The organism is Microvirga massiliensis, assembly GCF_001006805.1.
In the GTDB taxonomy this organism is placed as follows: domain Bacteria; phylum Pseudomonadota; class Alphaproteobacteria; order Rhizobiales; family Beijerinckiaceae; genus Microvirga; species Microvirga massiliensis.
Genome location: NZ_LN811352.1, coordinates 36,653 through 61,150, shown reverse-complemented (window position 1 = coordinate 61,150; position 24,498 = coordinate 36,653). Strand labels below are relative to the sequence as shown.

Genomic DNA, 24,498 nt, shown 5'->3' with positions numbered 1-24,498 from the left:
ATGGACACCGTCGAGCAGGACCGCGGGCTCGGTCAAGCCGGCCTGACGATAGGATTGCACGGCAGAACGCGTCATGGAATTCACCGCTGTTGACCCGCTGCGAGACGCTGCTCCACTCCCACGGAGTAGCGCGACATGCCCCAGCAGAAGACGAAATAGAAGAGTCCGGCAAAGGCGTATCCGGTATAGCTGACCGTCGGGGCAGCCCAGTTCGGATCGACGCGCGATGCCTCGATTGTCCTGATCAGGTCGAAGATACCGACGATCGCGACGAGCGAGGTATCCTTGAACAGCCCGATGAAGGTATTCACGATACCCGGAATGACGATGCGCAGCGCTTGCGGGAGGATGATGAAAACCATCATCTGGGCATAGTTCAGGCCCAGCGACATCGCGCCTTCATACTGTCCCTTCGGGATGGCCTGCAGTCCGCCGCGAACGACCTCTGCCATGTAGGCCGCCGAGAACAGGGCTACGCCGATCAAGGGGCGGGCGAGCCTGTCGACGGTCACCCCGCCGGGAAGGAAAAGCGGCAGCATGGTGTTCGCCATGATGAGCACCGTGATGAGCGGCACTCCGCGGACGAACTCGATGAAGATGACCGAGGCCAGCCTCACGATCGGCAATTTCGACCGGCGGCCGAGGGCCAGCAGAATTCCGAGCGGAAGCGAGAAGACGATCCCGACGGTCGCGACGATGATCGTGACGAGAATTCCGCCCCAGAGAGATGTCGGAACTTCTTCGAGACCCAGGCCAGAGGCACCCGATAGTAGAAAATAGGCCACGATCGGGAAGATGACGAAGAAGTAGATCGCGCCGAGCCCGCGATGAGGCGCGCGCAGCCAGAGGAGCCAGACGACCCCGAGCCCCAAAAGCGCGAAGAACAGATTGACTCGCCACCTCTCACCGGCCGGATACGAGCCGTAGACGAAGTAGTTGATCTTATCGATGACGTAGGCCCAGCAGGCCCCGACCTCCCGACCGATCGTTTCGGCGCGGCATGCATCACGATCCGATCCGGACCAGACCGCATCGACGAAGAAAAAGTCGATGAGCGGAGGTACTACCAGATAGAGGAGGTAGAGGACCGCAATGGTCAACAGGGTATTGACCGGCCCGGAGAGCAGGTTCCTTTTGATCCACGCGACCGCCCCCGGCACATGACTCGGTGGCGGCAGGGTTTCGACCGGTTCGGTTCGGACGTAGTGCATCCGCTCGCTCGACGCGACCATCGCATTAGCGCTCCACGATCGCGACACGACGATTGTAGATATTCATGATGAAGGACGTCACGAGGCTGATCGTCAGGTAGACAGCCATCGTAATGACCACGACTTCGATCGCTTGGCCGGTCTGATTGAGCACCGTCCCCATGAAGACCTGGACCAGATCAGGGTAGCCAATCGCGACCGCGAGGGAAGAGTTCTTCGTCAGGTTCAGATATTGGCTCGTGAGTGGCGGGATGATAACCCGCATCGCCTGCGGAATGACGACGAGGCGCAGGGTCTGGCCGGGTGTCAAGCCGAGTGCAGAGGCAGCTTCCGTTTGTCCTCTGGAAACCGCAAGGATTCCGGCCCGCACCACCTCTGCGATGAAGGCAGCCGTATAGATGACGAGGCCGAGGAGAAGTGCGACGAACTCCGGAAATACCTGCAGGCCGCCTGTGAGATTGAACGTTCCCTTGATGGGAACATCGACGGTCGCAGGATGCGCTCCAGCGGCTGACAGCACGATCCAGGTGATGACCGGCAGCCCAATGATCAGAGCCAAGGTCATGAGACCAATCGGATATTGCCGTCCCGTCCGCTGCTGCTGTTCCTTTGCCCATCGGCGAAACAGAAATGCGGCGACTCCGCCGATGACCATGGCTCCGAGAACATACCAGGCACTGCTTTCGAAGATGAGCTTCGGCAGATAAAGGCCGCGCGCATTCAGGAAGAAGCCGGCGCCCATCTGGATCGAGTTCCGCGGCTGCGGCAGTGGGGCCAGCACGGCGTGATACCAGAACAGAAGCTGGAGCAGCAGTGGTATGTTTCGCACGATCTCGACATAGACCATCGCCACCTTCGCAACGATCCAGTTGCGCGACAGGCGGGCGACCCCGATCGTAAAGCCCAGGATGGTTGCGAAGACGATTCCGATCGCCGCGACGAGAAGCGTATTCAGGAGGCCGACGATGAACGCGTCGCCGTAGGTCGAACCTGCGGCGCTAAAATTAATCAGTGCTTGATTGATGTCGAAGCCGGCCGTGTTCTCGAGGAAGCCGAACCCCGAGGCGATCCTGGCCCGTCGGAGGTTTTCGACGGCGTTCGATGCGGCTTCGTAAAAGACGAAGGCGATGATCGCGATCAGCGCGACCTGATAGACGGCTCCGCGAAATTTCGGATCATAGAGAAGCGATCCCCTTGTAGGCGTCTGGTTCGCTGCTGTCTGCAATAGCTGTACTCCACAATGGCGGAGCCGTGACCGCCGGATATCGGTCGAGCAAGGTCCCTTTCAGCAACAGCGGGCGAGCACTTTGCGCCCCAGCGTGAGCCGTCGAAGCGGCCGGTCGTGCGACCGGCCGCTTCGGTCAGTCGTTCAGCGAACCGGAATTCCGTATTGCAGGCCGCCCTTCGTCCACAGGGCGTTCTGGCCGCGCTTGATCTTCAAGCGGGATCCCTCGCCGACATTACGCTCGAAGCTCTCGCCGTAATTGCCGATATGCTTGATGATCCGATAGGCCCAGTCATTTGTGAGACCGGTGGCCTCTCCGAACTTACCCTCAGTCCCGAGAAGCCGTTTGATCTCCGGGTTCTGGGAGTTCTTCATCTGGTCCACATTGGCCTTGGTGATGCCGAGTTCTTCGGCGTTGAGCATCGCCATGTGCGTCCAGCGTACGATGTCGCCCCACTGGTTGTCGCCGTGGCGCACGGCCGGCCCGAGTGGCTCTTTCGAGATGATCTCAGGCAGGACGATGTGATCGTCCGGGTTCGAGGCCTTCAAACGTTCGGCGTACAATCCCGAGGCATCGGTCGTGAACGCGTCACAGCGGCCGGCGTCGTAGGCCTTGAAGGTCTCGTCGGCGGTCGCAAACGCCACGACCTCGTATTTCATATTGTTCGAGCGAAAATAGTCCGCGAGATTGAGTTCGGTCGTCGTCCCCTGCTGTGTGCAGACCGAAGCGCCGTTCAACTCCTTCGCGGAGGCGACGCCAAGCTTCTTGCGGACCATGAAGCCTTGGCCATCGAAATAGTTGATGGCCGGGAAATCGAGACCGAGCTGCGTGTCACGTGACATTGTTGCGGTCGAGTTGCGAGCCAGGACATCCACCTCGCCGGACTGAAGGGCGGTGAACCGGTCCTTCGCGGAGAGGGGAATGAAACGGACCTTCGTTGGATCGTCGAAGATCGCGGCTGCGATGGCCCGGCAGAACTCGACATCGAGTCCGGTCCAGTTGCCCTGGGCATCCGGTACGCCGAAGCCGGCTAGACCGGGATTAGAGCCACACTGGAGGAAGCCCCTCTGCTTCACGCCTTCAAGCGTCGCCTGGGCCGAGGCGCTCGTCGCCACGAGGGCCGTTGCGAGGCCGAAGGCAATCGATGCGAAAGCCTTTTTCATGTTCTTCTGGTCTCCCACTCTTTCCGTTCTTCCGGCAGAGGCCCGGGGTTAGATCCAGTACTCCTGCCAAGCCTGTCCCTACCCTTCCGGCACGGGCGGCAAGAACCCATCACATGCGATGATCGACGACTGGTCAAGTCGTGATCAATGGCCTGACACGACAATCCGGGAGCCGCGCTGCCTGGCTGTTATTCCGTCTCCGTCCGCCGGCGCACTCTATGAATCCTCACGCAAGCCTATCCGTCCGCCGGGGTTGACGGCGCCCGCAGCCGCAATCCAGAACCGGTCGCGAAAGGCTTCTGGAAATGACAAAAACTCCCTCGGACCGATCGAAACTCGGCGCTCGTACCCGCTTGGTCCATGCCGGCCGCGATCCCAACGAGCAGCACGGCTTCGTGAACACCCCGATCTACCGGGGCTCGACGGTGCTCTATGGGACGTATGACGACCTCGTTAACCGGCGCAACCGATACACTTACGGGACGAAGGGCACGCCAACCACGGAGGCCCTGGAACTGGCCTGGACGGAGATCTCGGGCGCGGCCGGCAGTGTTCTCGCTCCGTCCGGGCTTGCCGCGGTGACCCTGGCGCTCACCACCTGCCTGAAGGCTGGAGACCACCTGTTGATGACCGATTCAGTCTACGGACCGACGCGCATCTTCTGCGATACGGTGCTGCAGCGCTTCGGAGTCGAAACGACGTATTACGATCCGACCGTCGGAGCCGATATCGAGGCGCTGGTGCGGTCGAATACGACTGCGATCTTTACCGAAGCGCCCGGCTCGCAGTCATTCGAGGTGCAGGATGTTCCGGCGATTGCCAACGTTGCTCATCGGCACGGTGCGGCAGTCCTGATGGACAATACTTGGGCAACACCCCTCTTCTTCTCTCCTCATGACCATGGGGTCGATCTCGCGATCGAGGCCGGCACAAAATATCTTAGCGGAGGGTCGGACCTCCTCCTGGGCATGGTTTCGGCAAACGGGCGCTGGTTCAAGCCGCTGCGCCGGACATTCGACGCGATCGCGATGTGTGCCGGCCCCGAAGATGTCTTTCTTGCGCTCAGAGGGCTCCGGACCATGGAGCTGCGCCTCCGGGAGCACGAGCGTAACGGGCTGGAAATGGCGCGCTGGCTCGCGACGCGTTCAGAGGTTTCCCGGGTCCTTCATCCGGCGCTCGAGAACCATCCGGGTCATGCGATCTGGCAGCGCGACTTCAAGGGCTCGTCGGGCCTCTTCTCGGTGATTCTCGAGCCGTTCTCGACGAAGGCCGTCGCAGCCATGCTGGACGGACTCGAACTATTCGGAATGGGATATTCTTGGGGAGGGTTCGAAAGTCTCGTCGTGCCGTTCGACTGCTCCAGCATCCGGACCGCCACGTGCTGGAACCCGGAAGGCCCGGCCTTGCGGTTCCATATCGGTCTTGAAGACGTTGAGGATCTGAAGAGGGATCTCGAAGCCGGATTTTCTCGACTCAGATCTGCGGATTCGGCTCCGCTCTGAAGCGGTGATATCGCCTCTCCTTCAGGGCACCAGCCATGTGGCCTCGACGCGCGCGCCCTCCCAACGGAACCGGGCGCGTCGATGTCCCTCGCGCGCGAGGTGAAGGAACTCGAGGCTCTCTATCCTCACGAGAATCGCGCAGAACTCGCCTCTACCGCCTTCCTCTCCGGTGGCCATAAGCGCGTAATCGCCCCCGGTCCGGATGATCTCGCCAGGTGGAGGCACAGACCCGTAGTTTGCGCGGTTCGACGGTGGGGACCCGCTCCAGGCTTCCTCGGCGACGGCGTCGTCGATGTGAAGCATCGTGGTCCCCTCGACCCGAAGCTGCACTCCGGCATGCGGATCGTATCCGAGAAGCGCGATCCGCGAGTCCGCGCTCAGTTCGGCGCATTTGTCCGTCCGCCGGTCACAATGAAAGCGCAGTGTCCTCGTGAGGGAATCGACCCCTCGGAGGACCACGGTCCGGTTGCGCGGGCGTCCGTCCAGGCCGATGGTCGCTGCCGACATGGTATGAAAGCCTTCCCGCCGATCGGCAGTACCGCGGGCCAGCAGCCGCCAGGCCGAGACGAGAACTTCGTCGATATCATCCTGCGGCAGCATCCCTCCCGACATGCCTTAACCTTCCGGGGCAGTCCGCTCGCGATAGATGAGCATCAGATTGCGGAGATAAATGAAGGTGCCGGCGGCCTGCCCGAGAATGAAAACCGGGTCTGCGCGATAGAGAGCATAGGCCAGGAGCACGAGCCCCCCTGCAAGCGAGAAATACCAGAAGGCGACCGGCATGACGCTCCGGCCGGCCCTCTCACTTGCGACCCACTGGACGATGAACCGGGCGCTGAACAGCAGCTGGCCGGCAAGACCGACCAGAACCACGAAGTCGAGGTTCGTGACGAATACCGTATGGAGGTATCCGCCAATCTGGTGGACGAGATCCGCAATCACGAAGACAAACCCTTTACCTGCGGCACCCGCCGTCGCCGGCGAATGAGCCACCACACGCCGGCGAGATCGAGGATCCCTACCCAGAGGCGGTCGAACATCCCATAGTTCGATCGGCCGGCGTGTCGCGGCCGATCTACCACATCGACGTGGACGACCGCATAGCCTTCGCGCTTCATGAGAGCCGGCATGAACCGATGCAGCGCATCGAAATACGGAAGCGCGAGATAGGCGTCGCGGCGGAACACTTTCAGGCCGCAACCGGTGTCGCGCGTGCCATCCCTCAGAATGCGCGCGCGAACTCCGTTCGCGACCCGGCTCTGCATCGTCTTGAACGCACCGTCCTTGCGCGCGACCCGCTGGCCGGCCGCAAGCCCCGCCTCCGGCCCTGCGGCCTCCAGAGCCGCAAACAGCGTCGGAATGAATGCAGGATCATTCTGGCCGTCGCCGTCGAGGGTTGCGACCACTGTTCCGGTGGCGGCTCTGACCCCGGTGCGGACCGCCGCGCTCTGCCCACAGCTCAACGCGTGCCGCAGGACGCGAAGCCATGGTCGCGACTGGCGGGCTTCGGCAAGGACGGCACCGGTATCATCGGTCGAGCCGTCATCTACGTAGACGACCTCGTAGGACCCGACCTCGCCGCAGGCGGCCTCGATCTCTTCGAGGAGCGGAAGGATATTCGGCGCCTCGTTCCGAACCGGAACGACGATGGTGAGGCGGGGGGATGTGGTCGAATCCATCGGGAATATCGTTCAAGGCCAGGGGCCGTCCCTTGTGCCCGCCTCACGGGCTTGTCGCGTAGGCGCCGATGTCGAGGCGGCGCCCGCCATTGATATTGAATCCGGCCACGCGGGTCACGAGCTGCGGCACCAAACCGATCGAGGCGGAGGCCGCACGGAACTCCGGCTCGAAGCGCCGCTCGACGAACACGAGGCGGCAGCTCCCGTTCCTCAGGAATTCGGCGGCCTGTCCACCGGTCTCAAGGAGATCCAGGTCCGTTCCGACCAGAAAGATGAGGCTGGGCTCGCGATAGCCGACCGATGCGATCCCCTCAGGCTCGCACGGCATTCCCTGCGTTACTTCCGCAAGCCGGGGCGACAGCTTCAGGGACCGCAAATCCCGCTGTGCGAAGCTGAACACGCCCACCATGACCAGGAACGCGGACACTGTCGCGATGATCAGCGTGTGCTCGGCCTGTCCACGCCGGAACGCGAACCATGCGACCGATGCGACGAGAACTGCCCCTCCGAGCAGGGGCAGCGCCAGATAGGGGAGCTGCCCATCGAGCTCCCGCCCCGCGAAGGAGAGCCCTGCCAGAAGCGCCGCCGGGATCGCTGGTATGACCAGGGCAGCCCATCGTGCGCCACGCCGGTCAGGAGCAATGCCGCCTGCCAGGAGGCTCACCGATGTCAGAATGGCGACCGCCGGCAGGAGAGGCAGGATGTAGTGGGGCAGCTTCGTGGGTACGATCTCGAAGAGGATCCAGGCCGGTATGACCCAAGCGAGCGCGAAGGCGATTCGATCGTCCCGGCGCTGTGCCCAGATGAACGGCCCGGCGATGGCTACGAGCACGGAGGTCGGCCAGAAGGTTCCGAAGAAGGTGGTGAGGTAATATCCGGGCGGTGCCCAATGATAGGTCTGGGCGGTGCCGACTTTGCCGAGCAGGTCATGGCCGACGGACGCGGCGAAGAATGCGCCGCCGCTCCGCGCGGCGATCGCCAGGAACCAGGGCGCGACGACGAAGAGCGTGAAGATCACGCCGAGTCCTGGCCTGAGCCCGAGAAGCCAGCCGGCCCATCGCTCGCGGATGGAGAGGATAGCCGCAGTGAGGCCCGCGAACAGGAGAATCAACGGGCCTTTGACGAGGATCCCGAGCGCCATGCCGCCCCAGAAGATCCCGAGGGTTCCTATACCTAATCGACCTGCACCACGGGAAAGATAGGCTCGCGCCATTCCACCCAGGACCGCAACGCTGCAGGCTGCCAGAACCGCATCGGTCTTCGCGAGTCGCGCCTCGACTCCGAGCAAGATCGAAGAGGCCATCATCAGGGCGGCAAGGAAGGCACCGTGCCGGGTCGTGAACGCGAGGGCGGCCCAGTAGGTGAGGAGCACGGTCGCGACAGCACCCAGAAGGGATGGCAGCCGGTAGAGCGCGATCGTCGTACGGGCGGATGGGGCACCTAAAGCTTCCCCTGCCCTGACGGCAGTCGCCTGCAACCAGTAGATCCCGACCGGCTTCTTGTGGCGTGCCTCGTCCTGGAAGCGGATATCGACGAAATCGCCGGTCTCGAGCATCTGCTTCGTGGCCTGCGCGTAGCGGGGCTCATCCCGATCCATGGGCTGAAGAGATGCGAAGCCCGGCAGGAAGAATGCGAGCGCAACGATGATGAGGATGCCGCAGTTCCGCAGATGACTGCGCGCCAGGAACGCGCCTGCCCGACTGGCCAGAGCGTCAGGCACGCGAGCCAGCGCGATACGCTCGGCGGCGAGGCTGGTCATCGGGCTCTCCGGAAGCAGCGGAGGCCTGGGATTCGGAAGGCCTCTCGGGCCGCAGGGGGCCCTGCAGCGCGGCTCATGTCGACCAAAGAGGCCCCGAAGTCAAATTCCGGAAGCGATTGCGTGGTGCGGTTCGCCGCCGCGCTCCGTCAGATGGCGCTGAGGAGCACCAGCAGCGCGGCGATCAGGAAATTCGTGCTGGGAAACCCTGTGGTGACCAGTGCCAGAGAGGGCGGCTGCCCGGTTTGTCCAAGCCTGCCCCGTCGTCACGATAGTCTCCCCAGGCTGCCCGGATCGGTCTCCGGTCAATGGAACTGAATGAGCCAGCCGATCAGTGTCAGCGGAGCGACCGCGCCGAGAAAAAAGCAGAGAGCTTGTGTGGTCATTTGCCTGTCTCCGGAACGGAGATGTCCTACGAGCCTGCGCTTTCGAGGGAATGTCGCGTCGTATTTCGGGGACGAAACATTTGCCCGCTCCGACCAGGGGGGACGAAACAGCCGGGAAACCGATGCCTCATAGGCTGAGGAGAGTGAAAGCCGCCTGGAGGACCGCTCATGCCCATCGACATGCGTCCGCCGTGGATCGATGCGGCCACGGTATCGGGCCCGGCCGGACGATCTGGAGAGCGTGGCTACGAGAGCCGCCGCCAGGAAATTCAGAACCTCCTCGATGCGATCGCAGGACGAAACGAGACGCCAGGCTCGGAGAGCGAGATATCCGGACGCCGGCCGGCCACTCGTTCCGCCTGCGCTCATCCAGCTAAGGTGTGCTCTTGGACGAAGTGACCATCCGGCGCCTTGAGCCCGACGCCGGGATCGTTTCTCATGCATCCCGGCCGCACCCGGATTGCCTGGTCCCCGGTCAAGTCGTGCTCAGGCGGCGCGGAGCGCGTATGCGCATCAGAAGCAGAGTTGCGCTTGTCGGCGGGATTCCGATCACCATTGCGGCAGCGATCGCCGTCATTGCCTGGCTGCTCCTGAGCGCCGCAGAGCGGACCCGGGACGGGGTCGTGCTCGCGGGCACGGTCTACCGCGACCTGCTCGGCCTCATGGTGGAGCGCGACGACTACATCCGCGCGCGCGCCTCCGAGCGCTCGATCCATTTGTCCCAGTTCAGCGAGCTCGCCGCGAAGGGGGCGGCCAATCTCGATTCCCTTGCCCGCCTCGCCCGGGAACCGTCCCATCGCACGGTCGTCACAGAAACCCGAGAGGTGCTCCAGACCTACAGCGACCGCATGTGGGACCTGATCCGGATTACGATTCGGAACGACCGCCTGATCGCGGATATGAATGCCCGGGCCGCCTCGCTCGTAGAACTTTCCGACCGCGCCCGCGAGCGCCAGCATGCCTCCAATACGGATATCGTCGCGTCCCTGACCGCGAGTGACCGGAAACTGCGTCTCGCCCGAGATATCGTGGACCGGGCACAGGAACTGCGGGCCGCACTGGCCGCCGTGGCGCAGAAGAGGCAGGGGGAGGCTACTGACTCCCCGTCCGAAATCGTGGCGCCTGTGGTGCAGCACTCGTTCATGATGGCGCGGGTCCGGAATGCCGCCGCGGACCTCGAGCAGATCCTTCGTGACGACTCACGCACGGCTTCGGCGAATGAGCTCGTGGACCTCCTGCAGCGGCAGATGGAGGACAGGAGCAGCGGAACGGACCCGGTCGAGGACAGTCGCGCCCGTCTGGAGCGGCAGCGTTTCGCCGACTGGGTGGAACGCCTCATCAAGGTGAATTCGACGGAACAGCGCTCGCTCCATGACGAAACGGCCCAATTGCTGACCTACTCCGTGAATGCCGCGGAGACCGAGCAGGTTACACAGAACATCGCGATCGCGAGCCTGAAACTCCAGCGCAAGACTGCGGATGCCCTTGCTGCGCGAGACGCCGATGCGGCGGAACAGATCCTGCAGGGAAGCGCAAGCATCTCCGAGACGGTCGCATCACTTCCCATCTCGCCCTTGATCCAATCCGAGATGACCGACGCCATCGCCCAGTGGCGTGAGGGCCTCGCGACGACTGCCGTCGGCCTGCGTGGCCAGAACTCCACGATCGCCGACATGGATGCGATGGCGCAGCGGATGGTGACCGCGGCCAGTACCGTCAATGACATGTTCACTGGCGACGCGAACCGCATCGGGCAGGTCGTGAGGACGATTCTCCTCCTCGGGGCAGCGACCGGCCTCTTGCTCGGGACAGGCACGGCCTTCATCGTGGCCCGCTCGATTACCGGGCCGCTCAAGAGCCTTCGGGACCGGATGATCTCACTTGCATCGAATCCCGCCGCCTCCTTCATCCCGGAGGCAACACGAGAAGATGAGCTCGGCGCCATGGCGCGAGCTGCGAACCTCTTCGTGCGCGAGATCACCCGGCGCGAGGAGGCGCTCCGTCAAGCGAAGGAGCAAGCCGACGAGACGCTGCAGCGCCTCAAGGAGACACAGGCCGACCTGATCCAGGCGGAAAAGCTGGCCTCACTCGGGCAGCTCGTCGCCGGAGTGGCGCACGAGATCAATACGCCCCTGGGCGTTGCATTGACGACATCCACTGCGCTTCAACGCGAGGCGACCCGCCTTCAGGAAAGCGCTTCCGCGGGCAAGCTGACGCGCTCCGAGTTCAATGGCGGCCTGGAGCGGCTCGCGGAGGGCTCGCGGCTGCTTCTGGCGAACCTGACGCGTGCGATCGACCTGGTTTACAGTTTCAAACAAGTCGCCGCCGATCAGGCGAGCGGCGAGCGCCGCCGATTCGAGTTGAAGTCCTGGCTGGAGGAGCTTCTGACGAGCATCGGCCCCGTGCTCCGCAAGACCGGCCATTTCGTGGAGGTCGCCTGCCCTTCCGGGATTGAGCTCGACAGCTTCCCGGGCAGCCTCGGACAGGTCCTCACGAATCTCATTATGAACTCGATCGTGCACGCCTACGCCCCCGAGCAGGCCGGCCATCTTTCGATCGCAGTCTCGCTCCCGAGGCGTGACATGGTCCGTCTGGTTTTCGGCGACGATGGACGGGGAATCCCACCGGAGAACCTGTCGCGGATCTTCGATCCGTTCTTCACGACCGGCCGTGAACGAGGCGGCACGGGTCTTGGCCTCCATATCGTCTACAATCTCGTAACTGTCGGATTACAGGGCTCGATCGACGTCGAGAGCACCGCAGGCCAAGGCACATCCTTCACGATCGACCTCCCGCTCGTTGCACCCGAGCGCTCCGGTCAGGCTCCCGTGCCGCACGAGATTCCCGTCACATGATCCGCAAGCTCATCCTGGCCGCCATTTTCGGCCTTTGCGTCTTTCCCGCCACCGGCAAGACGCTGGTCTTCTGCTCGGAGGGGAATCCCGAAGCTCTCAATCCACAGATCGTGTCGACCACGACGGGAATGAACGCGGCCCGGCCGATGTTCAACAATCTCGTCGAGTTCCCAGCGGGCTCGACCAATATCGTCCCGGCTCTGGCCGAGAGCTGGACGATATCGCCGGACGGCCTCGAATATGTGTTCCGGTTGCGGAGAGGCGTGCGCTTTCACTCGAATAGCCTATTCAGGCCCACCCGCGAGCTGAACAGCGAGGATGTGCTCTTCTCGCTGAAGCGGCAGTGGAAGAGCGATCACCCGTACCATCATGTCTCCGGCGCACGGTACAACTACTTCCAGGATCTCGGAATGCCGGATCTCCTGAGCAGCGTCGATGCTCCGGACCCGTACACGGTCCGCATCCGTCTCTCGCGGCCGGATGCGGTCTTCCTGGCCGATCTCGCGATGCCCTTCAATGTGATCCATTCCGCAGAATATGCGGATGTCCTGCTCAAGGCAGGCATTCCCGAGAAGCTCGACGAGAACCCGATTGGCACCGGGCCCTTCAGCTTCGTGGACTTCACGCGCGAAGTATCCATCCGGTATCGAGCCTTCCCGGCCTACTGGGGCCCATCGCAAGCTGTCGACACTCTCGTCTTTTCGATCACGCCGAACCCGGCCGTACGCCTCACCAAGCTGCGATCGGGCGAGTGTCACGTCATGGCGTTTCCGAATCCGTCGGATGTATCGAAGATTGCCTCTGATCCCGACCTGCAGTTGCTGCAACAGGAAGGCCTCAATGTCGGCTATCTTGCGCTCAATGCGCTCAAGAAGCCGTTCGACGATCCGCGCGTCCGGCGCGCGATCAACATGGCGATCGACAAACAGGCCATTGTCCAGGCGGTTTACCAAGGCGCCGGCGTTCCGGCGAAGAATCCGATTCCTCCTACCCTATGGTCCTATAACGCCGAGATCGTGGACTATCCCTATGACGTCGACGCCGCACAGATGCTGCTCGCAGAGGCAGGCCATGCGGACGGGTTCGAGACCGATCTCTGGTTCATGCCCGTCAGTCGCCCCTACAACCCGAATGCCAAGCGTGTAGCTGAGATGATTCAGGCCGACCTTTCTAAGGTCGGCATCCGGTTGCATCTGCAAACACTCGAGTGGAGCCAGTATGTGGCAACGCTCCAGGCAGGCGAACCATCCATGGCACTGTTCGGCTGGACGGGCGACAACGGGGACCCCGACAACTTCCTGGACACCCTGCTGGGTTGTACGGCGGCGCGGCCCGGCGGCAACAACATCGCTAAATGGTGTGATCCGGAATACGACCGGCTCGTCAAAAAGGCGAAAGAGACGACCGCCAGGGCGGAGCGCGAACGCCTCTACCGGCAGGCACAGGAGATCTTCCATCGCGAGGCGCCGTGGGTTCCGATCGCGCACTCGGTTGTCTTCATGGCTGCTAGAAAGGAAGTCCGGAATTTCCGGATCGATCCCCTCGGGCGCCATATTTTCGATCAGGTCGATTTCGCACCGTGATCGGCATTCTTATCCGGCCGCCTGCGCGGATTCAGGCCGGCGAACTCGCGGGCGTGCGGCCGTCTGCTTTTTCCTGACGAGTCGAGGAGCCGAGGATTCCACCGAGTCTGTCTGGACCGGTCGACCATCGGCGAGGCAGTCTCGGAGGAATGCCATGCCCTCCGGATCGTCTCGAAGGGCGTCGGCGCGCAGATGCGGCATGGGATTTTTCCTCTCCTGCCTGCGAACATGCCTTGGCGTGCAACACAGTTTCACAGCCGGTCGGCCCAAATTGCAGTGCGCTGGAGCACGCAAGCTGGCCGGAGATCGCGCCGCGAGCGCGAAGGATGCGTCACCCACGCGGACTGTCGAAGGCTTACATCCGTGATGTTGCTGCAGTTTTTCGCGGCTCACCGGTGGAAGCCGTCGACTGTTTCGCGCGTGCGCAGAAGGAGGAAATCGTCGCGTCAGTCGCCATCCGGCCGGAACACGTAACCCAGGCCACGGACCGTCTTGATGTAGCGGGGGTGACCCGGGTCGGGCTCGATCTTCTTGCGAATGCGGTTGATCCGGACGTCGATTGATCGGTCGAAAGCATCCGGATCGCGGGCGTCCGCCAAGTCGAGCAGACGATCGCGTGAGAGCACGCGCTTCGGATTATCCGAGAACGCCCGCAGGAGCGCGTATTCGGATTTCGTGAGCACCTGCTCTCCGCCGTTCTCGTCGCGCAGCCGATGCGTGTCGACGTCGAACCACTTGGTTCCGATCCGGACACGGGTCGTTACAGGTTCCGCCGGTGCCTGGGCCTGGGCTGCGGCGCCCCGGCGCAAGACCGAGCGGATCCGCGCGACGAGTTCCCGCAACTCGCAGGGCTTGGGGATATAGTCGTCCGCTCCGAGTTCGAGGCCGACCACGCGGTCGATCAGGCTGGCCGTCGCAGTGAGCATGATGATGGGAACAGGAGCGCGGGCCTTCAGATCGCGAACGATCGAGAGGCCGTCCTCTTCAGGCATATTTAGATCGAGAACGATCAAATCGGGCTGGCGGTCGACCATGGACTTGCGCAGCGAGGCTCCGCCGTCGCAAAGCGTCACTTCAAAGCCGTGCATCTTCAGGTAGTCGCCCACCATGTCTCGCGCGGCAGGCTCGTCGTCCACGACCACGATATGCGGTCCACCGTTCATCACCCCTCCCCCTGATTGGCGGGCAGACGCAGCGAGAAGACCGAGCCCAGACCAGGCCCGTTGCTCACTGCGGTCGCTCGCCCGCCGTGCAATTCCGCTATTCTTTTCACGATCGAAAGTCCGAGCCCTGTCGAACTCTCTCCTCCGGTCGGCTTTGCGGAGAGCCGCTGGAAGCGGCCAAAGACACGCCCGATGTCCTCCGGGCAGAGGCCCGGGCCCTGATCAATGACGCTACAGACCACCTCTTCCTGGTCGAGATCGACTCGGACGATGATCGCAGCACCGAGGGGGCTGTATTTCACGGCATTGCCGACGAGGTTGTCGATGGCCTCACGAAGGCGTTCCTGATCTCCCTCCAGGACGATGTCGCTGTCCGATTCGAGGTGGATAGTCTGCCCCTTCCGCTCCGCCAGGGGAGTGTTGGCGGACACGACCTCCGCCGCCAGAGCGGCCAAGTCGAGAGGCTCCCGCCGAATGGTGATATCGATGGCGTCGTTCATCGCATCGACGATCAATTCGTCGACCATGCCGGTGAGTTTTCGCGTGGTGGAACGGATATGCGCCAGCTGCTCACGCAGCGAAACCACGGAAACTGGAGCTTCATCCAGCAGATCGGAAAGAATTTCCGCTCGCCCGAGAATCACGCCCAGCGGATTCTTGAGGTCGTGCGCAACCTTGCCGAGGACTTCGTCCTTGAAAGCGTTGGCGCGGCGAAGCATGGCGCGTTGCGCTCCGAGCCTCTCGTTCGCTGCCGTGAGTTCGGCGGTCCGTTCGATGACGCGCTCTTCCAGACGGGCATTGGCATCCTGCAAAGCCTCGTGGAGGAGCACGTTGTCGAAGGCGACTGGAAGCCGGCTGGCAAACAGCTCTACGAGCTTGCGTTCGACCTCGGTGAGCTCCCGGCCGATATCGAGGCTGAGCGCGGCATCGACGCCGGCAACGGTTCCGATCCGGATGCCGAGCGGTATCGAATTGAGCTCGTGAGACATCCCGTCAAGGAGACTCAGAAGCCGCGCCCGTACGGGCTCGGGAACCGATGACAGCGCCAGCCCTTCCGAGCCGCTATAGCAACCGGTTGCCGCCAGCACGGTCGTATCCTCGCCTTTCCTGAGAACGAGGATGCCGTCAGCCGATCTGGCGCCGAGGATCTCGCCCAGCTGTTCGAGCGTGCTTTGGGACAGGAGCGGAGCAGAGGTGCGGCCGAACAGGTCCGCGGCAGCGCCGATGATGCGTTCGAGACCCCGGCGCGTATCCGTGAGGTTGCGGAGTTGCTGGTAGCTGCGCAGCGCAGCCGTAAGCGTGGTGAAGAGCTTGTCCGCCGTGAGCTCGGTCTTAGCCTTGTAGTCGTTGATATCGTAGTCGAGGACGATGCGCCGTTCCGGTGCCTGCCCGGGCTGGCCGGTCCGCAGGACGATTCTGACCGTTTCGTTCCGCAGTTCCTTTCGGATGTAATCGACCAACTCGAGCCCGGCGTTATCGGATTCCATCACCACGTCGAGGAGAACCACGGCGATGTCGGGCTCTTCGCGAAAGAGCGCGCGGCCCTCCCGGGCCGAGAAGGCCGACACGAACCGAAGCGGCCGCCCATTTAGAGTGTAGTCGTAAAGGGCGAACCGCGTCCCTTCATGGACGGCGGCGTTATCGTCGATGATGGCGATGGTCCAGGGCGCAGCGTCCCGCGAGAACGCCTCCGCCGGCACATCCTCGATCAGATGAAGGAGGTCGTCTGCCATCGCCGCCACTTCACTCCCTCTGAGGCGCTGCCTGCCCCCCTTTGATCATTGATTATGCGGGGTGGACGGCCGCGGGTAAACCGGGCTCCGGCATCGGCGGCTTATTCCGCCGGAATGAGCCGGCTGCTGGGTTGGTCCGCCACCGCGATGCGCACCAAATTGAGCAGGAAGACGACCACGGCGGCCAGCCAGATGAACGAGCCCGCAATGGCGACCACGGGCGTGGTCTCCGCAATCGAAAGCCCGATGCCGACTGGCAACACGAACGCGCCGACCGCGGCGAGCGCAAAATGGGCGTGCGCGAGAGGAGAATCCTGCAGCGCAGGGTAGACGCGATAGCAAATGCCGAACAGGGCAAGGCATACCCACCCGAGCAGGTTCAGGTGGGCATGAACGGGAGCGAACTGGAAGTCGTGCACGATCCCCATCCAGATGCCCATGAAGACACCGACGAGGAGCGACACGGCTGCAAGGATGAGGAACGGCAGATCGTAGCGGCGCATCAGAGAAGGCTCCTGAGGAAACGGATGCTTGCCTCTAAAGAACCTTTGTTGCGTCGCTATTTCTTCGTTCGTTTCGTAACCGGAGGGTAGCGGGAAGCGATACCCATCAGTAGCGCAACGGCTAAGACTACCCCTTCGGCGATCTCGCATCTGCGGCTCGGGAACCGTCAGCCAAGCTTGGCGTTATCGTGAGACCCGCCGGGTGGCCGCCCGCTGCCGCTCAGGCGGGCGCCTTGGAACTATCGCCTCCCCACCCGCCTCATCGGACCAATTCCTGATGCCGAGCGCCACCCGTATTCTCGATGTGGTCCCATAAGCGGCGGTTCTGTTCCCCTGCTTCGCCGTCTCCGGTGCAGCCAAGCATGATTCCTGCTGCGAGGCTGACTCGTGTCGCCTCATCGGGCGAGCAGATGCGGTCGGGAACTGCCGTGCGCCGGCTCTCATCCCCGGAACGGTCCCATGTTCCCAGTGCGAATCACTCACTGTTAGTCTCGTCCTGTCCCTCTCTCACATCCTCTCGGAGCATCTCTGATGAAGATCCTGATTACCGGAAATATGGGCTATATCGGGCCGGTGGTCGTCCGCCACCTGCGCGCACGCTACCCGGACTCGCATCTCGTCGGCTACGACGCGGGATACTTTGCGCACTGCCTTACGACCCCCGACGGGCTGCCCGAGCGGCTGCTGACCGAGCAGGTGTTCGGGGACATCCGGTTCATAGCGGACAAGGTCTTCGAGGATGTCGACGCAGTCGTTCATCTTGCTGCGGTCTCGAATGATCCGATGGGGACGCGGTTCGAAGAGCCGACTGATGCCATCAACTTTCGGGCGAGCGTCCGCGTCGCCGAGCAGGCGCGGGATGCGGGTGTGCGGAACTTCGTCTTCGCCTCGAGCTGCAGCATCTACGGATTCGCCGAAGGCGGCCCGCGCCGGGAGACCGACGCCCTGAACCCGCTCACGGCCTATGCGAGATCCAAGATTGCGACCGAGGAGGCCTTACGCCAAGTGGATCTTGGCGGGATGAGCGTAACTTGCCTGCGCTTTGCGACCGCCTGCGGGATGTCCGACCGTCTCCGGCTGGACCTCGTCCTCAACGATTTCGTCGCCGGAGCCATCGCAACCGGAGAAATCTCGGTCCTGAGCGACGGGACTCCCTGGCGTCCGCTCATCGACGTCACCGACATGGCCCGCGCCATCGACTGGGCGATTCGTCGTGATCCCGGTAACGGAGGAGCCTTTCTCGCGGTCAATGCCGGCTCCAATAGCTGGAACTATCAGGTGAGCGAACTCGCCCAAGCCGTTGCGGACGCGATTCCCGGAACACGCGTGTCGATCAACAAGGATGCGCCGCCGGACAAGAGATCCTACCGGGTGGATTTCGGGCTGTTCCGGTCCCTGGCTCCGGACCACCAGCCTCAAATGACACTGGTCGAGAGCGTCGGCCGCATCCGCGACGGCCTCATGGCCATCGGGTTTGCGGATCCTGACTATCGAAAGTCCGATCGCATTCGGCTTCAGGTCCTCGATCGGCACATGAGCGCAGGCCGCCTCTCGACCGATCTGCGCTGGCAGGAGCAGCTTGCCGCTTGATGGCGGTACCTGCGTCGGTGGAGCGCATGCCATGAGGGGGCGTCACCCCCTATCCCGGGCGCGGACCGACAGAGGATCAGCCATGCAGCGCCTTGCAGCGGCCGCCTTGCTCCTGTTGCTGGTCGCTTCCGGGGCATGGGCGGAGCAGCCCGATAACTCGCCTCTCAGAGTGCGGGTTCGGGCTCCTGAGATCGATCCCGGGCAGGAGGCCCGGGCACGTCAGGAACGTCTCCTGCGGCGAATGCAGGAAAGCGAGTACCGGTTCCGCTCGATCTGCCTCTATTGCGGTGGCCGCGACCGGTGGGCGGGAACGGCGCCATTCGATCCGGCCGCTGCTTTGGCTCCGAGCCGGCCACCGTCGGCACAGAGCGACACGGTGAGCGCGGGTGACGGCGAGATTTCGAGCAATTGATCTTGCGTCTGCCCTCCGGACCACCATTGCGTATCTGCAGGCGTGAATCGGGTGGCGACCCCGGCAGGGTTCGAACCTGCGACCTACCGCTTAGAAGACCGTTGTAGGCAGCGCCGTTTCGCATGTTGCTGCCAATACTTAGTGGATCAAGAGGCCTGCGCTTCGGGATTATTTCGGGACTTCTTGCGGCTCTCGTGCTCGGCCCTCCGCTGGATCTCGTCATCGCGCCGAGCCTTCATTGCCTCTGCCACGTCGTCTTTTAGAGCGTGCGCGTAGCGCTGCGTCACGGTCAGGGACGAGTGGTTGAGGAGATCCTGCACCGCTCTGATGTTCTTCGACGCGCGAAGCGTCCGGGTTGCGCCCGTATGTCGCAGGTCATGGAGGCGGAAGTTCTCGACGCCCGCCTTTGCCAAGTCGCGCCGGAACCGGGTTCCCAAGCCCCAATACGTGATCGGGTATCGGTTCCCTTTCACATATTTCCGTCCGGTCTTCCCGCATGTCCGCGTGCGTTGGGCGACGAAGGTGAAGACGTGAGTAGGGTCGTGGTCGCGCAGCGGCCAAAGGATCTCCGTGATCTCCGGCGTGATCGGGATCTCGTGCGGCTTATCGCCTTTGCCGACGACCCGGATCACGCCACCGGCCCAATCAACCTGCCGCCATGTAAGGCTCACGATCTCGCGTCTGCGTAGCGCGGTCGCGAGAGCGAACAGGCGCGCGGGCCGATAGTCCTCGCGCTCGCTCTTCTCGATCCTCGCCTCCTCCTCGAAATCAAGCTCGCGCACCCGGTCTCTTTCCGGGAGCATATGCTCCCGCCAATCCGGCTCATCGGGAAGTGGGATTTTCCACGCCTTGCGGGCACGGGTGAGGATGCGCTTGAGGAGCTGCGTGACCGAGCGGTTGACCTGTGCGTTGGTCACGAGACCGTGTTTCGGCTCTCCCCACCGATGTTCGGCCCGGCGGCGTGTAACGAGTTCCGCGAGCAGCGCGTCGTCGATTTCGGAGAGCATTGTGCTCTTGCCGATCCACGAGACGAGGCGAGTGAGGTTCGTCCAAATCTCTTTCGAGCTGCCCGCGTGCTCTCCCCGCTGCTCCCAATACTTGAGGGCGGCAGCGTCGAAGGTCATGTCGCGGACCCGACCACGCGCACCGATCCCGCCTTGTGCAGCCGCAAGCGCTTTTACACGCTCCTTCTCGGCCCGCTCGACGGCCTCTGCCGCTCGTTTTTCTGTCTTTCCAGTAGATCCGTGAAACCGTTGGCGTCTGACCTGAAAGTCATAGTGCCAAAACGGCGAGTTCTTGGGCTTGTAGACTGACACTCGATCCTCCTCTGTGCATCGAAGAATTTTTGAAGATCGTCCGGATGAATGCGTCGCCGCGACCTCATCTGCCCGTTACCGACCGCAATCGACGGTAGGCGTCCCGCGTTAATGTGCCCGGTAACCGTCTTGACGGACATGCCGAGGATCTCCGCGGTTTCGGGAATGGTGAGCAGCCTTGACGGCTTCTGCATGAGCGTGCCTCGCGTTTTGGTCGGCACGGCATTCATCACGCGGAACATCGGCGGGATATCTTTTCCGCCACCCCTGTCCACAGGTCTAGAGCGGCTAGTCGAGGTAGACTGTAAACTCGCCGGTCTCGAAGGTGGTGAAGCCTTCAGGCATGCTTTCCTCGACCGACGCTAGTTCTTGACGCAGGGCTTGCAACGCGAATAGCGTGCCCGCGCCGATCCGAGATGACAGCCGGCCGAACAAGGCCGGTTCAAGTCCCTCCATAGGTGAAGCGTCCGAGTGACACGGCAACCTCGTTGCTGCGTTATGCATGACGTGTTGACGTATGGGGAGGCTGTAACTCGGGCGTGTTGCGTTTATGCGGTTCGAAGAAAGGACCGTGGGGCGACTTGTAGATTTTGGGTTGGGAACTGCGAGGTATTCGCAGAGCGGGGAAATTTGCCCCTTCAAAAGTGAGGTAACTGGATCAACCAGTTGTTGAAAGTATGTATACCTCTAACGCAGCAAGGCTGAATGAACCTGAGGCGACTACATTCACGCGTCTCGCCGACCATCCAAGAGAGCCTTGGGGGCACTTCGGCGACGATCGCATTCTCGTCCATTCGACCCTTGACCGGTTGAGGGGGCTCGTCTTCTCAAAGCGCGCTAGGCAGGCGTGGGCACTTCAATATCAAGAGGCTAAACACAGGTTCAATCGAGAGGCATCCCGCAACGTCGTTCAGAACTGCATCTCAGAGGATGTCTATGAAGATATTCTCTATCGAGTAATGCAGGCAGAGGACGACCCTGTAATCGTGCATCCGCATCCAAGTTTTGCTGATCCGGATCATGATGGATACGAGGTCCAGAGGCGCGGGCCAACTAATGCTCTACCTTTTGACTTCGCCGACTACTTAGCGGCCCGTTTGGGGCTTGAAGTTGATACGGAAATAGTGCAAGCAGGCCGGGTCGGCCGCACGGACATGTCGCGTGAACAGCGGTTTATCTGGCAGCCGATTTTCACCGGCAGGGTGCGAAGGGGCACTCCTTATATTCTATGCGACGATGTATGCACGATCGGCGGGACACTAGCTGCCCTTCGAAGTTACATTGTTCGAAACGGTGGAACGATACTCGCGGTCACGACGTTGGCTCACGGCAAAGGTGTTCACCAAACGTTTGCGATTGCGCCTCAGACTGCTACTGTGCTTCAATCTGCGTATGGGCCTGGGCTTAACGGCTTGTGGAGGGGGATGATCGGCCATGACACTTACTGCCTCACTGACGCGGAAGGTCGTGTCTTGGTTCGATGGAGCGCAGAGGGCGCGACAGACAGATCCGGGTCCACGCCTTTACAACGCCTCCGAGATCGCCTCACTCAAGCAGCAACTTCGTGAGCATCACGAAGGCGGTAAGGAAGCTTGGGCAAAGCGGGGCGTGAAAATTGACCCGCGTTTAGCTCAGCGGAAGAAGGCCTGTGCTTAGAGGCCTTTAGGACACCCGAGCCGCCCGAAAGGGCGGCTTTTTTGTTTTTGTGGGCTGCCGAGGAGCTTCTACCTTAACGGGATCTCGGTCCGCTCGTTAAGGGCGCGATGCACACTCATTCGGCTGATGCCAAGAGTTTTGGCGATTGCGCTCGGCCCCTGCCCGGCGGCGTGCAACTCGCGGACCTTCTCGACCGGGACGGAAGGCTTCCGTCCCTTCCCGGCGTAGACACCGGCCTCTTTCGCTTTCGCGATACCTTCGAGTTGGCGCTCACGCCGGAGATTGGTCTCGAACTCAGCGAATACGCCGAGCATGTCGAGGAAGGCCTTGCCCGCCGCAGTGCTCGTGTCGATCGGCTGCTCGGTCGCCTTGAGGGTTGCGCCTTTCTCCTTGAGCGTCCGCACGATGTCCTGAAGATCGGCGATCGAGCGGGCTAGGCGATCGATCCGCGTGACGACGAGTGCGTCTCCTTTACCGATGAAATCGAGAAGAATGGCGAGTTCGGTCCTCCCCTTCGTAGTCGTGCCGCTGGCTTTCTCATCGCGGATGACGGTGCATCCGGCGGCCTTGAGGGCCTCGCGTTGGATAGTGAGGTCTTGGTCGATGGTCGACACTCTGGCGTAGCCGTAGAGGGCCATGTTCGAGGCTCCGATGTAACAAAACGGTCTAGAGGTTCATTTGATAGTGTAACAAAATTCCCAAAGCAACCGTTTTGTTACGTCTCTTTCTGTAACATTCTGATGTAGCGCAGCGGTATACCGTTTTGTGACAGAGCGGGTGCGCTGCGCGGCTTCGCGGACCCCTACCCGGTCATCTCTCAGCCGATGCGCAGCGAACAAAACCCCCGAGTTGAGGCATTGACTGCCACTACGCTCGGCAGGGATCGCGATGCCTCGCTTTTATTTCGACGTCGGGGAGGGCGAGCGGTTCACTCCCGATGAAGACGGGTTGGAGTTCGACGATCTGGGCGTCGCCGAATACGAGGCCGCCTGCACGGCCGCCGAGATCGGACGCGACCGGTTGCCGAAGGGCGAAGCGCGGGATGTCACGATGGAGGTGAGGAACGAGCATCACCAGCGGGTGCTAACCATCAGGGTTTCAATGGAGGTCCACCGGGTGAACCCGCCGCCGGAGCCATCGCGCAGAGGCCGCGCGTAAGGCCGGCATCGCGCTCGACGATCTCCTTGCAGTAAGGCGCTAAGGGGCTGCGCCTCTCATGCAGCCCGGTCGAGAACCCGCTGCACGTGCACCACGCTCGCGCCGCTGCTCAGGCAAGATGGTTACATGTCGGGAAGCTCCGCGTTCTCGGCGTGCCACTGGCGCCATTGCATGAGAACGGGGGCCGGGACGTATGGCGCATTCGGCGGCTCGTGAATGACCAAGCCCTTCCGGACGAGGTTGGAGAGGTAACCGATATCGATAGGGCTATCGGTGTCGTTCACAGCGATGCGCTCGAAGAGTGCGATCTCGGTGAAACTGCACTCGGCAGCGGCCGCAGGGTGCCTAGTCTTGGGCTGGTTTCCTTGGGGTGCCATATCGGAGCGTCAAACCCTCAGATCTCGGGCAAAGGCACCTCGGACACGAGCACGGCTTGGGCGCTGCTCTCGATCACCACGACGCGCCCGAGGTCCGGGTGCCAGCCCTCAACCGCATAGAGCTGCCAATCGATCCGATCCTCGGCGACGTCTAGGTCCGCGATGATGGCGCCGGCAAGGTCGAGGGTGATCGTGGTGTGGTGCATGCCGGTAAAATCGCTCGGCCGCAGCTTGGTTCAACTCCCCGCTATCCCGACGAGAACGGGGTCCAATTCGGAGTGTGATCCGAGTGCCGAAGCGGACCTTCCCGAAACACGGGAGCCCCCCCTAGCTTCTGGTGTTGAAATACCACTTTAGTGGTATAGCTTTGAGCCGGTAGTCCGAACAGAAGCGCAGAACACGCGGAGATGTCTGAGGTGCCCCGTAAGGCCGCTAGGCGCGACCCCGGATCACGATCGACCATGCTGTCGGTTGTCCTGTGGTTGGCGATCCTTGCCGTAGGGGCTTCCGTCGTCCTCTCCGGCCTGTCGATTATGGGAATTTCTCCGACTTTCCTCGGGCTCGGGCCTCCGCCTCATGGCGGTTAGAGCGGGCAGTTCAGTTTGAGCATGCCTATCCGGCACCGGGGACGACGGCCGCCAGTTGCGATCTGGCATCGGAATGTGCTGCCATGTGTCGCCGCGCAGCGCTTGCCGGGCGGCCGAGACGCTCAATCCGAAGCGCCGCGAGAACTCTGACGGGTGCATCCGAAGGGCCCGAGCGATCGCAACCTCGCTCTCCGTAACCTTCGCCCGAGCGGCCCGTGATCCGACCGCAGAGCGGCCTCTCTCGACGCAGTCCCGCACATTCTGTGCCTGCGTGCCAACGTAGGTATGGACCGGGTTGCAGCATGCCGGAGTGTCGCAGTGATGCAGCACGTTGAGGCCGTCCGGTATCGGCCCTCGGAAATACTCGGAGGCGAAGCGATGCGCGCCGATGGAACGCTCTCCGTTCCAGAACAGGCCGTAGCCGTGGTGATCGACGCCTCCGACCCATAGCCAACAGCCGGAGTTCGGCTCGGGGATGAATAGCTCCTCGAAGCGCTCCCACGCTGGCCTCTTCACCACGACGCGAGGCGCCCTCGCCTGCGCCGAGCATGATTTCGAGCAATACCGGACGCGCCTCCATTTGCTCGCCGGGCGCTTACCGCGCTCAAATGGGCAAGCGCAGTGCTCACACGTCTTCTTCGT

24 protein-coding genes are annotated in these 24,498 nt (G+C 62.5%); 7 read left to right on the top strand and 17 right to left on the bottom strand.

Annotated elements, in window-relative coordinates:
* Positions 1-80 precede the first annotated feature (80 nt).
* The 3 genes from BN1233_RS09230 to BN1233_RS09220 form a co-directional block, all read right to left on the bottom strand.
* Entirely contained in the window at positions 81-1,232 is a 1,152-nt protein-coding gene (locus BN1233_RS09230; protein WP_046863306.1) for an amino acid ABC transporter permease, read from the bottom strand.
* A 4-nt stretch (positions 1,233-1,236) separates the two neighbouring features.
* Positions 1,237-2,436 carry an amino acid ABC transporter permease gene (locus BN1233_RS09225; RefSeq protein ID WP_046863305.1) on the bottom strand — a complete coding sequence of 400 codons (1,200 nt, stop codon included), beginning with the start codon at positions 2,434-2,436 and terminating at the stop codon, positions 1,237-1,239.
* Positions 2,437-2,580: 144 nt separating this feature from the next.
* Entirely contained in the window at positions 2,581-3,600 is a 1,020-nt protein-coding gene (locus BN1233_RS09220; RefSeq protein ID WP_046863847.1) for an amino acid ABC transporter substrate-binding protein, read from the bottom strand.
* A gap of 305 nt (positions 3,601-3,905) precedes the next feature.
* Here BN1233_RS09220 and metC point away from each other — a divergent pair, with 305 nt between their 5' ends.
* Positions 3,906-5,102 carry a cystathionine beta-lyase gene (metC, locus tag BN1233_RS09215; RefSeq protein ID WP_046863304.1) on the top strand — a complete coding sequence of 399 codons (1,197 nt, stop codon included), beginning with the start codon at positions 3,906-3,908 and terminating at the stop codon, positions 5,100-5,102.
* Positions 5,103-5,123: 21 nt separating this feature from the next.
* Here the strand turns inward: metC and BN1233_RS09210 are convergent, their stop codons facing one another.
* Genes BN1233_RS09210 through BN1233_RS09195 form a run of 4 tightly spaced genes read right to left on the bottom strand, consistent with a single transcriptional unit; the run spans position 5,124 to position 8,540 of the window.
* Positions 5,124-5,714: a pyridoxamine 5'-phosphate oxidase family protein gene (locus BN1233_RS09210; RefSeq protein ID WP_048707615.1), complete on the bottom strand. Its 591-nt coding sequence runs from the start codon at positions 5,712-5,714 to the stop codon at positions 5,124-5,126.
* Between the two features lie 3 nt (positions 5,715-5,717).
* Positions 5,718-6,041, bottom strand: coding sequence for a lipid-A-disaccharide synthase N-terminal domain-containing protein (locus tag BN1233_RS09205; RefSeq protein WP_197094525.1), 324 nt, complete (start codon positions 6,039-6,041; stop codon positions 5,718-5,720).
* Entirely contained in the window at positions 6,041-6,781 is a 741-nt protein-coding gene (locus BN1233_RS09200) for a glycosyltransferase family 2 protein (protein ID WP_046863302.1), read from the bottom strand. Before BN1233_RS09200 ends, BN1233_RS09205 begins: the two co-directional genes overlap by 1 nt.
* Before the next feature lie 43 nt (positions 6,782-6,824).
* Complete coding sequence (locus BN1233_RS09195; RefSeq protein WP_046863301.1) at positions 6,825-8,540, bottom strand: ArnT family glycosyltransferase; 1,716 nt, start codon at positions 8,538-8,540, stop codon at positions 6,825-6,827.
* A gap of 889 nt (positions 8,541-9,429) precedes the next feature.
* On the opposite strand from BN1233_RS09195, the gene BN1233_RS09185 reads away from it, so the two are divergent.
* On the top strand, positions 9,430-11,778 hold the full coding sequence (locus BN1233_RS09185; protein WP_046863299.1) for a sensor histidine kinase: 2,349 nt from the start codon (positions 9,430-9,432) through the stop codon (positions 11,776-11,778).
* The gene (locus BN1233_RS09180) at positions 11,775-13,361 is read left to right on the top strand and encodes an ABC transporter substrate-binding protein (protein WP_046863298.1); all 1,587 of its coding nucleotides are present in this window, start codon (positions 11,775-11,777) and stop codon (positions 13,359-13,361) included. The genes BN1233_RS09185 and BN1233_RS09180 overlap by 4 nt, the downstream gene beginning before the upstream one ends.
* A 446-nt stretch (positions 13,362-13,807) precedes the next feature.
* Here the strand turns inward: BN1233_RS09180 and BN1233_RS09170 are convergent, their stop codons facing one another.
* From BN1233_RS09170 to BN1233_RS09160, 3 genes are all read right to left on the bottom strand, one after another.
* Complete coding sequence (locus BN1233_RS09170; protein WP_046863296.1) at positions 13,808-14,524, bottom strand: response regulator; 717 nt, start codon at positions 14,522-14,524, stop codon at positions 13,808-13,810.
* Positions 14,524-16,257, bottom strand: coding sequence for a sensor histidine kinase (locus tag BN1233_RS09165; RefSeq protein ID WP_046863295.1), 1,734 nt, complete (start codon positions 16,255-16,257; stop codon positions 14,524-14,526). The genes BN1233_RS09170 and BN1233_RS09165 overlap by 1 nt, the downstream gene beginning before the upstream one ends.
* Before the next feature lie 101 nt (positions 16,258-16,358).
* Positions 16,359-16,760: a hypothetical protein gene (locus BN1233_RS09160; RefSeq protein WP_046863294.1), complete on the bottom strand. Its 402-nt coding sequence runs from the start codon at positions 16,758-16,760 to the stop codon at positions 16,359-16,361.
* A gap of 531 nt (positions 16,761-17,291) precedes the next feature.
* On the opposite strand from BN1233_RS09160, the gene BN1233_RS09155 reads away from it, so the two are divergent.
* Both BN1233_RS09155 and BN1233_RS09150 read left to right on the top strand, forming a co-directional pair.
* A complete protein-coding gene (locus tag BN1233_RS09155) occupies positions 17,292-18,350 on the top strand; it encodes an NAD-dependent epimerase/dehydratase family protein (RefSeq protein WP_046863293.1) in 1,059 nt (352 codons plus the stop codon).
* 82 nt (positions 18,351-18,432) lie between these two features.
* The gene (locus BN1233_RS09150) at positions 18,433-18,762 is read left to right on the top strand and encodes a hypothetical protein (RefSeq protein ID WP_046863292.1); all 330 of its coding nucleotides are present in this window, start codon (positions 18,433-18,435) and stop codon (positions 18,760-18,762) included.
* A 146-nt stretch (positions 18,763-18,908) separates the two neighbouring features.
* Here the strand turns inward: BN1233_RS09150 and BN1233_RS09145 are convergent, their stop codons facing one another.
* From BN1233_RS09145 to BN1233_RS09140, 4 genes are all read right to left on the bottom strand, one after another.
* A complete protein-coding gene (locus BN1233_RS09145; RefSeq protein ID WP_425311702.1) occupies positions 18,909-19,886 on the bottom strand; it encodes a tyrosine-type recombinase/integrase in 978 nt (325 codons plus the stop codon).
* A gap of 53 nt (positions 19,887-19,939) precedes the next feature.
* Entirely contained in the window at positions 19,940-20,272 is a 333-nt protein-coding gene (locus BN1233_RS51000; RefSeq protein ID WP_425311710.1) for a helix-turn-helix domain-containing protein, read from the bottom strand.
* A 94-nt stretch (positions 20,273-20,366) separates the two neighbouring features.
* Positions 20,367-20,534: a hypothetical protein gene (locus BN1233_RS46735; protein WP_154678258.1), complete on the bottom strand. Its 168-nt coding sequence runs from the start codon at positions 20,532-20,534 to the stop codon at positions 20,367-20,369.
* Between the two features lie 1,268 nt (positions 20,535-21,802).
* Entirely contained in the window at positions 21,803-22,372 is a 570-nt protein-coding gene (locus BN1233_RS09140; protein WP_046863290.1) for a recombinase family protein, read from the bottom strand.
* Positions 22,373-22,622: 250 nt separating this feature from the next.
* On the opposite strand from BN1233_RS09140, the gene BN1233_RS09135 reads away from it, so the two are divergent.
* A complete protein-coding gene (locus BN1233_RS09135) occupies positions 22,623-22,892 on the top strand; it encodes a DUF6894 family protein (RefSeq protein ID WP_046863289.1) in 270 nt (89 codons plus the stop codon).
* Positions 22,893-23,014: 122 nt separating this feature from the next.
* On the opposite strand, the gene BN1233_RS09130 is transcribed toward BN1233_RS09135, so the two are convergent.
* The 3 genes from BN1233_RS09130 to BN1233_RS50995 all read right to left on the bottom strand — a co-directional run bounded on the left by BN1233_RS09130 (position 23,015) and on the right by BN1233_RS50995 (position 24,186).
* Positions 23,015-23,269 (bottom strand): hypothetical protein, encoded by a 255-nt coding sequence (locus BN1233_RS09130; protein ID WP_046863288.1) that lies wholly within the window; start codon positions 23,267-23,269, stop codon positions 23,015-23,017.
* A 17-nt stretch (positions 23,270-23,286) separates the two neighbouring features.
* Positions 23,287-23,475: a hypothetical protein gene (locus BN1233_RS09125; RefSeq protein ID WP_046863287.1), complete on the bottom strand. Its 189-nt coding sequence runs from the start codon at positions 23,473-23,475 to the stop codon at positions 23,287-23,289.
* A gap of 243 nt (positions 23,476-23,718) precedes the next feature.
* Positions 23,719-24,186, bottom strand: coding sequence for a hypothetical protein (locus BN1233_RS50995; RefSeq protein ID WP_425311709.1), 468 nt, complete (start codon positions 24,184-24,186; stop codon positions 23,719-23,721).
* On the opposite strand from BN1233_RS50995, the gene BN1233_RS50495 reads away from it, so the two are divergent.
* Entirely contained in the window at positions 24,175-24,306 is a 132-nt protein-coding gene (locus tag BN1233_RS50495) for a hypothetical protein (RefSeq protein WP_280139386.1), read from the top strand. The genes BN1233_RS50995 and BN1233_RS50495 overlap by 12 nt on opposite strands.
* Positions 24,307-24,498 lie beyond the last annotated feature (192 nt).